Consider the following 13,463-nt stretch of genomic DNA (forward strand, 5'->3'; position numbering starts at 1 on the left):
TGTCCGGGAGTCGCGACGGCCGTGTCGGTACTGGCGGTTCTGAAGGAGCGTCGCGTGCGGCTGGCGGGGTAAAGGAAAGGCCGGGCATGCCGATACAGAGGGCGGCACGTACCGATGATGACGCCGGTACACCGCATGCCTGCATGCCTTGCCACCGAGGGCAGACCAACGCGCTCTGCGCTGGTGCCCCCGGTCCCCTTCCCGATGGATTCGAACCAAGGAGTGGCGATGTTTGCCTCGTTACGTGCGCGCATCACGTTAGCCTGTGTGGCGATAGTGCTGGTGGCGCTGGTGGTCGTCAGCAGCCTGAATGCCTGGACCACGTTCCGCAATACGCATGCCGATGAGAGCGACTACCAGCAACAGGTGCTGAGATCGAACGCCGCCCAGCTGAGCCAGTGGTTCAGCGTGCATATCAATGCGGTGAGCGGCATCGCGGCCAGTAGCCTCGAGAGCTTCCCCGATGCCGCCTTGACCCAGGCGATGAAGCAGGGCGACTTCAGCAAGACCTATGTCGGCTTCCCGGATGGTCGTTTCCGTTACTTCGATGGTCGCCCGGGGCGGGCAGGGTATGACCCGCGCCAACGTGGCTGGTATCAGGCGGCGGTGGCGGCCGGCAAGCCCGTCATCACGGCGCCCTATGTCGGAGCCACCAGTGGCGAGCTGGAGATCAGCGTGGCGGCGCCGATCTATCGCGGCTCACGGCTGGTCGCCGTGGTCAGTGGTGATCTGCCGCTGGCGTTCATCACCCGGACGGTCGCCGAGCTCTCGCCGACGCCCAACAGCTTCGCCTTTCTGATCGACGATACCGGCACGCTGATCGCCCACCCGGATGATGCCTTGGTGCTCAAGCCGATGAGTGTACTCGCAGCGGCCCTGACGCCCGAGACCCTGGCCAGCAGCAATCGCCTGGTGGCCGCTGGCCAGTCGGCACTGGTGGTCGATATCCAGCAGCGTGATTACCGCATGTTCAGTGCCGAGCTGGATTCGGCAGGGCTGGGAGACACCGGTTGGCGTCTGGCGCTGGCCCTGGATGTGGCGGACTCGGATGCACCGCTTTATGCCCAGCTGTGGACCACGCTGGCCATGACGCTGCTGGTGTTGCTGGGAGCCGCTGCCGTGATGTCGTGGATCGCCAACCGCAGTCTGCGCGGCCTGGCGCTGGTGCGTGATGCGCTGGTGGATATCGCCGCGGGCGAGGGCGATCTCACGCGACGCATTCAGGTCAGCGGGCGTGATGAAGTCGCCGAGATCGGCAATGCTTTCAATCGCTTCGTCTCGACTCTCAATGGCGTGCTCAGCGAGATTCGTCTCGCCAGTGGTGCGGTGCAGACCGCCGCCGCCGAGATCAGCCAGGGCAGCCAGGATCTGTCATCACGTACCGAGCAGGCGGCGGCCAATCTGCAGGAAACCTCGGCCTCGATGGAGCAGATCTCCGGTACCGTCGCCCAGTCCGCGGACTCCGCACATGAAGCTGACGGGCTGGCCAAGTCGGCCAGTGAGGTCGCGCGTCGCGGTGGCGAGGTGATCGGAGAGGTCGTTACCACCATGCAGGGCATCGATGACGACTCGCGCAAGATCACCGAGATCGTCAGTGTCATGGATTCCATCGCCTTCCAGACCAACCTGCTGGCATTGAATGCCTCCGTCGAGGCAGCCCGCGCCGGCGAGCAGGGGCGTGGCTTCGCGGTGGTGGCCGGTGAGGTGCGTACCCTCGCCCAGCGCTCTTCCGAGGCATCGCGGGAAATCGCCACGCTGATCAGCTCCGCCAATGAGCGCACGCGTAATGGTGCCGAACAGGTCAGGGTGGCCGGCAGCACCATGAACGAGATCGTCGCCAGCGTCATGCGTGTCAGTGAGGTGATCGGCGAGATCAGCCATGCCACCCAGGAGCAGAATCACGGTGTCGGACAGGTCTCCAGTGCCGTGGCCGAGCTGGACCAGGTGACGCAGCAGAATGCGGCGCTGGTCGAGGAATCCGCCGCGGCCGCGGATGCGCTTTCCGAGCAGTCGGCGCGTCTGGCCGAGATGGTGGGCCGCTTCCGTCTGGATGGCCCTGCGCAGCCGCCGGCAATGGCGCCGCGCAGCGCAGGCACTCTCTCCGCACAGGACTCCAGCCCCCGCGCTGCCAGACCCGTCGCAACGGAGGAGCTGGATTGGCAAGCCTGGTAAGGCCGTCAGCACGCGGGCCTGTCAGTCGCAAGTGACAGGCACCAGACGCCAGGGCCGCCCTTCGGGGCGGTCCTGGCGTTTCTGGTTATCGGCGGCCTTGTCGATCTACAGGGGGAGCGGGCTGGCGGGGCGGTGTGCGGGAAATGAGCGGCAAGGGTTGAATGTGCGCAAGGGTGCCAGCATGTAGTCAATTGAAAGCGAAGCGATGATCGTCATTCTTCATCAACGACGCCTCACGAGAGACAGGGAGTGTGTAAATGGTTACTTACATCGTTGCTGCCGACGCCGCACGTGCACGTATCTTTGCCCGTGCCGCTGGCAAGGTCACCGAAGTGGAAAGCCTCGTACATCCTGAAAGCCGCCAGCATACCGGTGACCTGAGAACCGGTGGCAAGGGGGAATCCAGCGGCGGTCATGGCAGCCTGCATCAGACTGGCGATGACGGCGCGACCTCTGACAAGCATCAGGACTTCTTCGCCAAGGAAGTCGCGCAATACCTCAAGCAGACGGCCAATGACGGCAAGTTCGATCAGTTGATCATCGCCGCTGCTCCCAAGTTCCTGGGTGCGCTGCGCGACAAGCTCGACAAGCCGGTCGCCAAGCTGGTGACGGAAACCGTCGACAAGGACCTCTCCCACGAGAGCGCTGATGAGATCAAGGCACGTTTCACCGGCCTGACTCACTGATCACACCCCCTTCGCCTAGAGATCTGGACGCCGCCAGCGGAAACGCTGGCGGCGTCTGTATGTGAGCGGTCACTATTGTTGTGACCCTCATTTCATAAAGGCTCGTGACATCGGGTTCGGTTGCCAATGGCAAGACGTGTGCGAATCACGGCACCTGCGGCAGGATGATCTCGTCACTGCGTGAGGCGCTGCCGCTCAGGTTGCGGCAGCCGGCGACGAATTCGCGCATTGCCTGAGTGATGAAGCGATCACGATGGTGGACGAAGCGATAGGCGCGGGTCAGCTCCAGCCATGGAGTGGGCAGCTCGACGAGGCTGCCGCGTCGAAAGGCATCTCGCAGCGCGAGGCGCGAGATGCAGCCGATGCCAAGCCCCGCTTCCACGGCGCGCTTGATGGCTTCGGTGTGTTCCAGCTCCAGCATGATGTCGAGGCGCTGGGAGACGCTGGTCGAAGGCCCGTCCAGATGTGGACGCAATGCCTGCTCGAAGGTGCCGCGTGTGCCGGAGCCACGCTCGCGCATGATCCAGCGTGCCGCCAGCAGGCGCTCAAGCGTGACCTCACCCTGTGCCAGCGGGTGTGACGGCGCGCAGAAGATGCTCAGCCGATCACTGACCCAGTGGGTCGCCTCCAGCAGCGGATGCTCCACCTCGCCTTCCACCAGTCCGATGTCCAGTTCGAAGTGCACCAGCTTGTCGATCAGCTGATGGGTGTTGTGCACGTGCAGTTCGACGCGGCTGGCAGGGTGATGGTGCAGAAAGTCACCGATGATCTGAGGTGCCAGATAGTTGCCGATGGTCAGCGTCGCGCCGATCTCCAGCGAGCCGGTGGCATCCTGCTGACCGAGCAGTTGCTCCAGCTCCTCGGCCTGGTCCAGCAGCGCGATCGCCTTGGGCAAAAGCTCACGCCCCAGGCCATTGAGCCGCAGGCGCTTGCCGTGCCGATCGAACAGCCGACAATCGAACTGGCGCTCCAGCTCGGCCAGTGCGGTGCTGGCCGCTGATTGCGACATGGCCAGGCTGTCGGCGGCCAGCGAGACATTGTCATGCCGCGCGACCGCCACGAAGACGGCCAGCTGGCGAAGGCTGTAGCGCATTCGACCTCCCGGGGCATGCAGTGAAGGGACAGAGATGAGGAGGCGAAAGTGAACGCAACGCAGGATTCGCCGTCAGAGCGGGCGAACTCTGCAAGACCGAGGTTGAAATGCGATTCATTCGCAACCAATATTGGTAAACTAGATAACCTATATCCAGATAAACCATTTAACGCATAACCCTGCAGTGACTACAATCGCTGCATAGTTCATTGGGGTATAAGCTGTTATTTGCTTATTCCAATAGAAAATATAGAATTCGAGGGGCCATGCCCCGGGAGGCCATCAGGTGAGCAGTCTGACCACAACCGAAGTCATCGACGTCCATCACTGGAACGATTCGCTGTTCAGCTTCCGCACTCAGCGTGAAGACAGCCTGCGCTTCAAGAACGGCCAGTTCGTGATGATCGGCCTGGAAGTCGACGGCAAGCCGCTGATGCGCGCCTACTCGATCGCCAGCCCGAACTACGAGGAGCACCTCGAGTTCTTCTCCATCAAGGTGCAGGACGGCCCGCTGACCTCACGCCTGCAGCACCTGCAGCCGGGCGATCAGATCATGGTATCCCGCAAGCCGACAGGCACGCTGGTACTGGACGACCTGCTGCCGGGCGAGAACCTTTACCTGTTCTCCACCGGTACGGGCCTGGCGCCCTTCCTGAGCGTCATCCAGGACCCGGAAACCTATGAGCGCTATGACAAGATCATCCTGATGCACGGCGTGCGCCATGTCTCAGAGCTGGCCTATGCCGACATGATCGCGGAAGAGCTGCCCAAGCACGAGTATCTTGGCGAAGAGATCGCCGAGAAGCTGATCTACTACCCGACCGTGACGCGCGAGGAGTTCCGCAACCAGGGTCGCATCACGGACCTGGTCGAGAACGGCAAGCTGTTCGAGGACATCGGCCTGCCGCCGCTGGACCCGAAGCGCGATCGCGCCATGATCTGTGGCAGCCCGGCGATGCTCGACGACATCAGCGCCATGCTGGATGCGCGCGGCTTCGCCATCTCGCCGAAGATGGGCGTGCCGGGTGACTACGTGATCGAGCGTGCCTTTGTCGAGAAATGATCAGGTCGAGAAGTGATTCGCGAAGATCACTTATGAGCGACAAGTGCTGAAACGAAAAAACCGCAGGCCGATGGCCTGCGGTTTTTTGTGTGCTCATGTCACCCGTGGGGGCAGCACGTCAGTGCCAGGGGCTTGCGCCAGAGGCTCAGACGGCGTCCTTGCCGGTCTCGCCGGTACGGATGCGAATGACCTGCTCCAGCGGTGAGACGAAGATCTTGCCGTCGCCGATCTTGCCGGTGTTGGCGACATTGGTGATCGCCTCGATCACGGAATCGATCATGGCGTCATCCACCGCGACTTCCAGCTTCACCTTGGGAAGGAAGTCGACCACGTACTCGGCACCCCGATACAGCTCGGTGTGGCCCTTCTGGCGGCCGAATCCCTTGACCTCGGTCACGGTGATACCCTGCACGCCAATCTCCGACAGGGATTCGCGCACGTCGTCGAGCTTGAATGGCTTGATGATGGCAGTGACCAGTTTCATCGTCTCTCTCCTTGGGTGATGGTGCGGGTAACGAGGCCTGCTCGTCACGCCGGTCTCTGACTCAAGCATACACCGCTTATCCAGTCAGGAAAAAAGACTCCCGCCAGGTGGCGGGAGTCTTGATGGTGCAGGTGCTGTCGCGATCAGGCTTACTTGCGGCTGGAGGTGAATTCCGGATAGGCCTCCATACCACATTCGGCCAGATCCACACCTTCGTATTCTTCTTCCTCGCTGACGCGAATCCCCATGATGGCCTTGATGATCAGCCACACCACGAAGCTTGCGATGAACACCCAGGCGAAGATGGAGGCGGCGCCCAGCAGCTGTGCGGAGAAGGTGGCATCGTCATTGGTCAGCGGCACGGCCAGCAGACCCCAGAGGCCGACCACACCGTGCACGGAGATGGCGCCGACCGGATCATCGATCTTCAGCTTGTCGAGACCGACGATGGAGAACACGACCAGCAGACCGCCGACGGCGCCGATCAGGGTGGCAGCACCGACGCTCGGTGCCAGCGGGCCAGCGGTGATGGCAACCAGGCCAGCCAGCGCGCCGTTGAGGGCCATGGTCAGGTCAGCCTTGCGGAACCACAGACGGGCGAGGATCAGCGCGGCGATGACACCACCACAGGCAGCGGCATTGGTGTTGACGAAGACCTGAGCGACCGCGTTGGCCTCATCGATGTTGGACAGCACCAGCTCGGAGCCGCCGTTGAAGCCCAACCATCCCAGCCACAGGATGAAGGTACCCAGCGTGGCCAGCGGCAGGTTGGCGCCCGGGATGGCATTGATCTCGCCGTTCTTGCCGTACTTGCCCTTGCGAGCGCCCAGCAGCAGCACGCCTGCCAGAGCGGCGGATGCGCCGGCCATGTGCACGATGCCGGAGCCGGCGAAGTCGCTGAAGCCCGCTGCGCTCAGGAAGCCGCCGCCCCAGGTCCAGTAACCCTGCACAGGATAGATGACGCCGGTCATGACCACGGCGAAGGCCAGGAAGGCCCACAGCTTCATGCGCTCGGCGACCGCACCGGAGACGATGGACATGGCGGTAGCCACGAACACGACCTGGAAGAAGAAGTCGGAACGTGCGCTGTAGTAGATGTCGCCACCGGAAGCGATCGCTTCCTCAGCGGTATTCTCGGCACCGATCAGGAAGCCCAGGCTCGGCAGGAAGCCGCCTTCGGCGCTCGAGTACATGATGTGGTAACCGACGACCATGTACATGGTGCAGGCGATGGCGAACAGCGCCACGTTCTTGGTCAGGATCTCGGTGGTGTTCTTGGCGCGGACCAGACCGGCCTCGAGCATGGCAAAGCCGGCTGCCATCCATAGCACCAGGGCGCCACAGACCAGGAAGTAGAAGGTATCAAGTGCGTACTTGACCTCGATGATCTCGTTCATGCGGGGTTCTCCTTGTTATTGTGCGCGGGGCTCAGACAGCGTCGGCGCCGCGTTCACCGGTGCGGATACGGATGACATCGTCCAGCGGAGTGACGAACAGCTTGCCGTCGCCGATCTTGCCGCTGTTGGCCGCCTGGGTGATGGCGTCCAGTACCGATTCCACACTGCTGTCATCGACAGCCACTTCAATCTTGACCTTGGGAAGGAAGTCGACGACGTACTCGGCACCGCGATACAGCTCGGTGTGCCCCTTCTGACGTCCGAAGCCCTTCACTTCGGTGACGGTAATCCCCTGCACGCCGTTGTCGGCCAGTGCTTCTCGCACGTCGTCCAACTTGAAGGGTTTGATGATGGCGGTGATCAGTTTCATGTGCTGCCCCCGTTCGCTACCGGAATGATCATTCTTGTTAAGCATGGCCAGTCAGATGAGCTGGCGGCCTGTTCCTGACAAGTGCATCGCACGAGATGTGCCATGCGGCTGAAAATCCTTGTAACTCATCTGGTTATCGCAGGATGGCTGACAGTCTTTCGGCCTGTGCAAAGATGGCTGAATCCGAAGGTCACCTGGCATGCACCGTAATGGTGCTGTTTCTGCGCCTTTGGGTGTGGGGGCAAGTGCTAATGTGGTGCAGATGTGTGCCTGCCGATGAGGATTGTCTGGTGCAGGACGATGCGGGGCATGCACCCGTCTCCAGGGTTGCGTATCCTTGCAGCAGGACACGACGGCCCCATGTACAGGGGTGTCATCATTTTCTGACCGGCAGTCCGCACGACGCGGCTGCCGGCCCGCAACGGCTGAGGTGCAGCATGTTCAAGAATGACGTCATCGGGCGTATGGCCCAGCAGATCGGTGAGCGCCTGCAGGATGCCTCGCATGGCCCGGAAGAGTTGCAGAAGTCCGTGCAAGGGGTGATGCGCGGTGCCTTCGACCGCATGGAACTGGTTTCGCGTGAAGACTTCGACATCATGATGGATGTGCTGACGCGCACGCGCAGCCGCGTCGAGTCGCTGGAAAAGCAGGTCATCGCCCTTGAGGCACTGCTGGAGAAGCAGGGGCTGGTGGCGGGCAACGTGCCGGCAGCCGAGCCCGCCACGCCAGTGGATGATGAGGGGGAAGCCGCGGTAGCGAAGCGTGAAGCCGCCAGTCACGCCGCGGAGATCGAGCGCCAGCGCGACGCCTGACCCCCTCAGGTGACGGCTGAATCAAAACCGCCACGCCCTTTCGGGGCGTGGCGGTTTTTTGCGTCATGGGCGCCGCTGATTCCGGGAGCGGCCTCAGGCAGTCTGGGGTCGAGTGCCCAGCATCCAGCGTACCAGACCTACCACAGACGCGATGATCCAGAAGACCTCGATCACGAAGCTGGCGAGGTTGAAATTGATGCACAGGCTGATCAACAGCAGGATCGCCCCGCTCAGATTCATCAGGTTGTAGGTCAGGCTGCGGGCATCGAGTCTGCCTATCTGCAGCAGGAAGAAGGCGCCGACGACCAGAGTGGTGCCTAGCATGCCGATCACATCCGCCAGGGGTGCCAGCGGGGCAAGCATGTCTTGCATGGGTAGTGCTCCTGAAACAAGCCGAAGTCGTCCTGAATGGCTGGCCCTTTCCGTGGGTTGGACGATTCTCTGCCGCGCATCGGCGGCGTTCCGTGAGACAGCTTGGCGGTCGTCGCGGCCAGGCCGGGACAACCGATCAAATATACCGCAGTCCCGGTCTGGCGGCACTCTTGTGGCTCTCTCGAGGACGCTATCGCCCCTGTATGAGCACTTTCTTGGTGCAGGCAGGTAGCGAGTCGGCCCCACACCATGCCCGTGTGGCGTCTGCTGGCGCTGAAATGCGCCAAAACAGGCGCTTTTGCGTGGAAAGTACTGTCACAACCGCTACTTTTAATTCGCCATGAGCGTTTGTTGGCCATGTCAGCGAGCGATCCGCCTCGCCATCCCCGGGCGCGTCGCGGCGCGTGAAGCTGAAATGGCAGACGTAGTCACAGCTGCAGGGCGCCAGACGCTCTCAATCACCAGGCAGCAGTAGGCCGTCACCAAGCGCCAGGGCCTGAGACTCCAGACCCTGAGCATCAACGACTCGATGCTCGTGCAAATTCTTCGAGTGCAGTGCTTGCGCCTTATCTGATCCCTCCCCGTCAGGCGCCTCATGAGCTCTTCTGGCTCAATCTTGTCTCTGATATGGCTTTCATCGCTCGACTGAGTCGAGTGTCCAAGTACCCTGCCTGCGCTTATTGGGTTTAATTTCTGTTGGCTGGTGCTTGTGAGTTGAGGTCGGGCTGTGGGTTGCCTGGTCTGGCGTTGGCTCGCTTGTTCATCGTTGGTGTCGGTGCCTTGAATGCTGAAGTTTTGAGCGCTCAAAAAATGTCCACAATCGATGATTATGTAATGTTATCCACAGTCTGTTTGTGTGTTACGTATTCAGTAATTGCGTGAGTATGGGGCGTAATGGAAGTTACGAAATAGCGGCGAATATTGTCGCCGGAATACGTATTTACAGGCGGCGCATGGCCGTGTCGTGGTGGTATGCGAAGCCTTGCGGCAATTGTCGAGTGTCCAAGCGTTGAGGCGCTCGCCTTCTGGGGAGTATGAGGTTTGCCATGCTGGGAGGGTTGGCAGCGGTGTGTGCCTTCGCGCTCATGGCAGGCCAGTGCCTGCTCCGATTGCGCCGTGCAACTGAGAGGCGGCATCACGCAGGGAAGACTCATGTCATTGGCAATGTTGCGCACGCGCGCGTCACTTGGTCTCGAGGCACCGGAAGTTCAGGTGGAGGTACACCTCTCCAACGGCTTGCCGGGTCTGTCCATCGTCGGCTTGCCGGAAGCGGCGGTGAAGGAGAGTCGCGAGCGGGTGCGCAGTGCGCTGCTCAATGCCGGCTTCGAATTTCCGGCGCGCCGTATCACGCTCAATCTGGCGCCAGCGGACCTCCCCAAGGAAGGCGGTCGCTTCGATCTGCCGATTGCGCTGGGGATTCTGGTCGCCTCCGGGCAGATACCGGAAGAGGCCGTGGCAGCGATGGAGTGCCTCGGCGAGCTGGCGCTCGATGGCAGCATCCGTGCCGTCACCGGCGTGCTGCCAGCCGCACTCTGTTGTCGCAAGGCGGGGCGGACGCTGGTGGTACCGCGCGGCAATGCCGACGAGGCGGCGCTCGCCGAGGAGTTGGAGGTATTGGCGGTGGGCCATCTGCTGGAGTTGGTGGCCCACCTGCTGGGGCGCGAGCGCCTCACGCCGCATGTGTGCTCGATCATCCCCCAGGCGCGTCTGCCGGAGCCCGACCTGAGCGAAGTGCGTGGCCAGCATCAGGCGCGCAGGGCATTGGAGATCGCCGCGGCCGGCGGTCACAACCTGCTATTTGCTGGCCCGCCGGGCACCGGCAAGACGATGCTGGCCAGTCGCCTGTCCGGCATCCTGCCGCCACTGGGCGAGGGAGAAGCGTTGGAAGTCGCTGCGGTGCGCTCGGTATGTGGTCTGCCGATCATGGAGCGCTGGGGCCAGCGGCCATTCCGTGCTCCGCACCATACGGCCAGTGGGGTCGCGCTGGTGGGCGGTGGCTCCAAGCCGCGCCCGGGCGAGGTGTCGCTGGCGCATCATGGCGTGCTGTTTCTGGATGAGCTGGCGGAGTTCGACCGCGGCGTGCTCGAAGTGATGCGCGAGCCGCTGGAGAGCGGTCGTATTCTGATCTCGCGCGCCAGCCATCAACGCCGTTTCCCGGCGCGCTTCCAGCTGGTCGCGGCGATGAATCCCTGCCCCTGCGGCTACCTCGGTGACAGTCGCCGCAATTGCAGCTGCACGCCGGCGCAGATCCAGCGCTATCAGGCGCGTCTGTCCGGCCCGTTGCTGGACCGTATCGACCTGCAGGTCGAGGTGCCGGGCCTGCCCGCCGAGGAGTTGACGTCCGCCACTCCTGGCGAGGCCTCGGCCGGCGTGCGCGAACGGGTGCTGGCAGCCCGCGCGCGCCAATTGGCACGCGGCGGCCTGAATGCCCATCTGGATACCCACGCGCTGGAAGCCGCCTGTCAGCTGGAAGACGGCGAGCGCCAGTGGCTGGCCGGCGTACTGTCACGGCTCAATCTCTCGGCGCGCGCCTATCACCGGGTGCTGCGTGTCGCGCTGACACTGAGTGATCTGATCGACCAGGACGGTGTGCAGCGGCCCCAGCTGATGGAGGCCATCGGTTATCGCCAGCTGGACCGCATGATGGGCAGGGACCCGGCTCGCCCGGGTGCTAGCGCCCAGCAGCGCAGCGCCTGATGCCACCGGATCATGTTCTCGGCACTCTGCGAGGGTTCAGTAGGAGGGCCTGTCCGCGCCGGGAATGCCTTCACGAATCAGGCGTGAGAAGTCGCCGTCCGGATGATTGTCGGCGGCGATGGCGGCGGGGCTGATCAGGCTGCTGGCCTTGAGTTCCGCGAAGGGGGCAGCGTCACTCAGGGCGTCCTGGTCCGCGACATATTCCGGCAGATAGCCTGAGAGCAGCAGGCGGTAGTCCAGCGGCAGGCCGTCGGTCAGGCGCGTCATCATCGCGTAGACGAGGGTGGTGCAGTTGCTGGTGGCGGTGTTGTAGAAGCGTGGCTGAGTGCGCAATGCCTCGGCTTCGTCGACGTAGGCCAGCAGCAGCTCGCGGATCATCTCGCGCGGCATCTGCACCCGATAGAGGTGTACCTGCTCGCCGCGCACGTTGCTGCGCACGCGGATGATGTCGCGTTCGTCGGCGGCGATCACCGCCAGTTCGTACTGCTTGAACATGCCGCCGAGGGTCGAGAACTGCTCGGTGCGCTCCTTGCGGATCTCCACCGAGAAGGCCAGATAGCGGCCATCGGCAAAGCCGAAGCTGACCAGCGTATGGGCGATCTGCGGGCCCATCCAGTGACTGGTCAGCAGGTCCACCGAGGTCAGCTCCTCCAGCGGATAGTCGCGGCTTTCCCAGCGCGGCGTGTAATTCTCAATGCTGTGCCACACGAAATTGCGTACCTGCTCGAGATGCAGCACTTCACCCTGGGTGGCAGCCTCGTCCCGTGCTGGCGTGACCACCTGCCCCTCGACCAGATGCGCTACCTCCGGCGCCCAGTCGCGGTCCGCCCGAGGCGTGATGCTGGCCCACCAGGCAAGGCTTGCGACCAGCAGCATCAGGTAGCAGCCCATCAGCCGCCAGCGAATCGCGCTGGCCTGCGGCCACCACAGGGCAATCACGCACACGAGACTCAGCACCGCTGCGAGAGCAGCCACGATGGTGCGCAGGCCTTCCGGCCCCGGCAGCCGGAACCACAGTGCGGGCACCAGCCAGAGGCTCGCGCCCACCACGGCGAGGCTGCCCATGGCGCGGGCCGCGAGGCTTGCCAACGTCATCGCGAGGCCCTCACGCTAAATGGTTCATGAACGGCGCTCTTCGGCGATGGCCTGCTCGAGACGCGCGAGACGGCCCGGCACCAGACTGTCTTCGAGTGTCGAGATACGCAGGATGTGGCCAAGCGAAGGATGCGGGGAGCGAGTGATCAGCACGCCCTGAGCCATCAGTTGCTGTTGCACTTGCGCTGCCAGCTCGGCGCTCTTGAGGCGCACGCAGAGGAAGTTGGTCGCGCTGGGCAGGACTTCCGCGCCCAGCGAGCGCAGATGCTCGGCGAGACGATCGCGACAATCGATGACGCCGGCGACATGCGCTGCCGCCTCTTCAGGGTGCGCCAGCAGTAGCTCACCTGCCGCCAGCGCCGGTGCACTCACGGCGTAGTGGATACGCACCTTGTTCAGCAGAGCGATGTCCTCGGGCTCGGCGATCATGAAGCCGAGACGCAGGCCCGCCAGGCCATAGGCCTTGGAGAAGGTGCGCAGACGGAAGGTGCGCGCCATCGGCGCATGGTCGGCGTGGGCGGCATCCGGGCGGAAGTCGTGATAGGCCTCGTCCAGCAGCAGGCTGCAGTTCTCCGGCAGGGCGTCGCACAGGGCGCGTACATCGGCGTCAGAATGCAGATGGCCGCTGGGGTTGTCAGGGTTGGCGAGATAGACGACGCGGGCATCGTGTTGCCTTGCCGCAGCGAGCAGCGCCGCGAGGTCCGGTGCCAGTCGCGACGATGAGGTGTCATCAGCCGTGGCGAAGCTCTCGTCGTAGGGCACCTCGATGACCTCGGCACCCAGCCCGCGGGCAAAGTACGCCAGGGTCGGATAGGTGCCGGCGCTGGTGATCACGCACTCGCCCGCACAGACGGTGGCGCGCATCACCAGTGCCAGCAGGCTGTCGGCACCGGCGTCGACCAGCAGGTTCTCGTACGCGACTCCCAGACGCTCAGCCAGTTGCTGGCGCAGTTGCCAGGCATCGGCGTCGGCATAGCTGCGACTCAGGTCGGCCAGCGCAGTGCCCAGCGCGCCACCCAGCGTATGGTGCGGCATGTCGAGCCCTTCGTTGGAGCCATACTGATACGGCAGCGCGTGTCCCAGTCTGCGTTCCAGCGCCTTGATGCCGGGGAACGGGTTATGCGGCCCATCCTGATAGAGGTGGGCAAGAAAGCGACGGGGACTGGCGGTGGTCATGTTGGCTCCGGAAAAGCAGAAAACGATAAAGGGCGCATCAAGGGTG

At 63.3% G+C, this 13,463-nt stretch carries 12 protein-coding genes; 5 read left to right on the forward strand and 7 right to left on the reverse strand.

The features are described from left to right. The first annotated feature begins 228 nt into the window (after positions 1 to 228). Both F8A90_RS00310 and F8A90_RS00315 read left to right on the forward strand, forming a co-directional pair. The gene (locus F8A90_RS00310; protein ID WP_200018367.1) at positions 229 to 2,172 is read left to right on the forward strand and encodes a methyl-accepting chemotaxis protein; all 1,944 of its coding nucleotides are present in this window, start codon (positions 229 to 231) and stop codon (positions 2,170 to 2,172) included. 257 nt (positions 2,173 to 2,429) lie between these two features. Then, positions 2,430 to 2,858 carry a host attachment protein gene (locus F8A90_RS00315; RefSeq protein ID WP_043331587.1) on the forward strand — a complete coding sequence of 143 codons (429 nt, stop codon included), beginning with the start codon at positions 2,430 to 2,432 and terminating at the stop codon, positions 2,856 to 2,858. A 145-nt stretch (positions 2,859 to 3,003) separates the two neighbouring features. Here F8A90_RS00315 and F8A90_RS00320 read toward each other — a convergent pair whose 3' ends face one another. Then, positions 3,004 to 3,951, reverse strand: coding sequence for a LysR family transcriptional regulator (locus F8A90_RS00320; protein ID WP_107335730.1), 948 nt, complete (start codon positions 3,949 to 3,951; stop codon positions 3,004 to 3,006). 286 nt (positions 3,952 to 4,237) lie between these two features. Between F8A90_RS00320 and F8A90_RS00325 the strand changes: the two genes are divergently transcribed. Further along, positions 4,238 to 5,014, forward strand: a complete 777-nt coding sequence (locus tag F8A90_RS00325; RefSeq protein ID WP_166019073.1) for a ferredoxin--NADP reductase — start codon at positions 4,238 to 4,240, stop codon at positions 5,012 to 5,014. A gap of 145 nt (positions 5,015 to 5,159) precedes the next feature. On the opposite strand, the gene glnK is transcribed toward F8A90_RS00325, so the two are convergent. The 3 genes from glnK to F8A90_RS00340 all read right to left on the reverse strand — a co-directional run bounded on the left by glnK (position 5,160) and on the right by F8A90_RS00340 (position 7,265). After that, complete coding sequence (gene glnK, locus F8A90_RS00330) at positions 5,160 to 5,498, reverse strand: P-II family nitrogen regulator (RefSeq protein ID WP_024951507.1); 339 nt, start codon at positions 5,496 to 5,498, stop codon at positions 5,160 to 5,162. 149 nt (positions 5,499 to 5,647) lie between these two features. Continuing rightward, positions 5,648 to 6,895: an ammonium transporter gene (locus F8A90_RS00335; protein ID WP_166019072.1), complete on the reverse strand. Its 1,248-nt coding sequence runs from the start codon at positions 6,893 to 6,895 to the stop codon at positions 5,648 to 5,650. Positions 6,896 to 6,926: 31 nt separating this feature from the next. After that, entirely contained in the window at positions 6,927 to 7,265 is a 339-nt protein-coding gene (locus F8A90_RS00340; protein ID WP_043331582.1) for a P-II family nitrogen regulator, read from the reverse strand. Positions 7,266 to 7,702: 437 nt separating this feature from the next. Between F8A90_RS00340 and F8A90_RS00345 the strand changes: the two genes are divergently transcribed. Continuing rightward, a complete protein-coding gene (locus F8A90_RS00345) occupies positions 7,703 to 8,077 on the forward strand; it encodes an accessory factor UbiK family protein (RefSeq protein WP_166019071.1) in 375 nt (124 codons plus the stop codon). Positions 8,078 to 8,170: 93 nt separating this feature from the next. On the opposite strand, the gene F8A90_RS00350 is transcribed toward F8A90_RS00345, so the two are convergent. Further along, the gene (locus tag F8A90_RS00350; RefSeq protein WP_200018369.1) at positions 8,171 to 8,449 is read right to left on the reverse strand and encodes a CBU_0592 family membrane protein; all 279 of its coding nucleotides are present in this window, start codon (positions 8,447 to 8,449) and stop codon (positions 8,171 to 8,173) included. Positions 8,450 to 9,601: 1,152 nt separating this feature from the next. Here F8A90_RS00350 and F8A90_RS00355 point away from each other — a divergent pair. Further along, the gene (locus tag F8A90_RS00355) at positions 9,602 to 11,146 is read left to right on the forward strand and encodes a YifB family Mg chelatase-like AAA ATPase (protein WP_166019070.1); all 1,545 of its coding nucleotides are present in this window, start codon (positions 9,602 to 9,604) and stop codon (positions 11,144 to 11,146) included. 36 nt (positions 11,147 to 11,182) lie between these two features. Here F8A90_RS00355 and F8A90_RS00360 read toward each other — a convergent pair whose 3' ends face one another. Beyond that, on the reverse strand, positions 11,183 to 12,241 hold the full coding sequence (locus F8A90_RS00360; protein WP_200018371.1) for an Lnb N-terminal periplasmic domain-containing protein: 1,059 nt from the start codon (positions 12,239 to 12,241) through the stop codon (positions 11,183 to 11,185). Between the two features lie 24 nt (positions 12,242 to 12,265). Further along, complete coding sequence (locus tag F8A90_RS00365) at positions 12,266 to 13,417, reverse strand: pyridoxal phosphate-dependent aminotransferase (RefSeq protein WP_200018379.1); 1,152 nt, start codon at positions 13,415 to 13,417, stop codon at positions 12,266 to 12,268. Positions 13,418 to 13,463: the final 46 nt, after the last annotated feature.

Origin of the sequence: Cobetia sp. cqz5-12 (assembly GCF_016495405.1) — a bacterium.
Taxonomy (GTDB): domain Bacteria; phylum Pseudomonadota; class Gammaproteobacteria; order Pseudomonadales; family Halomonadaceae; genus Cobetia.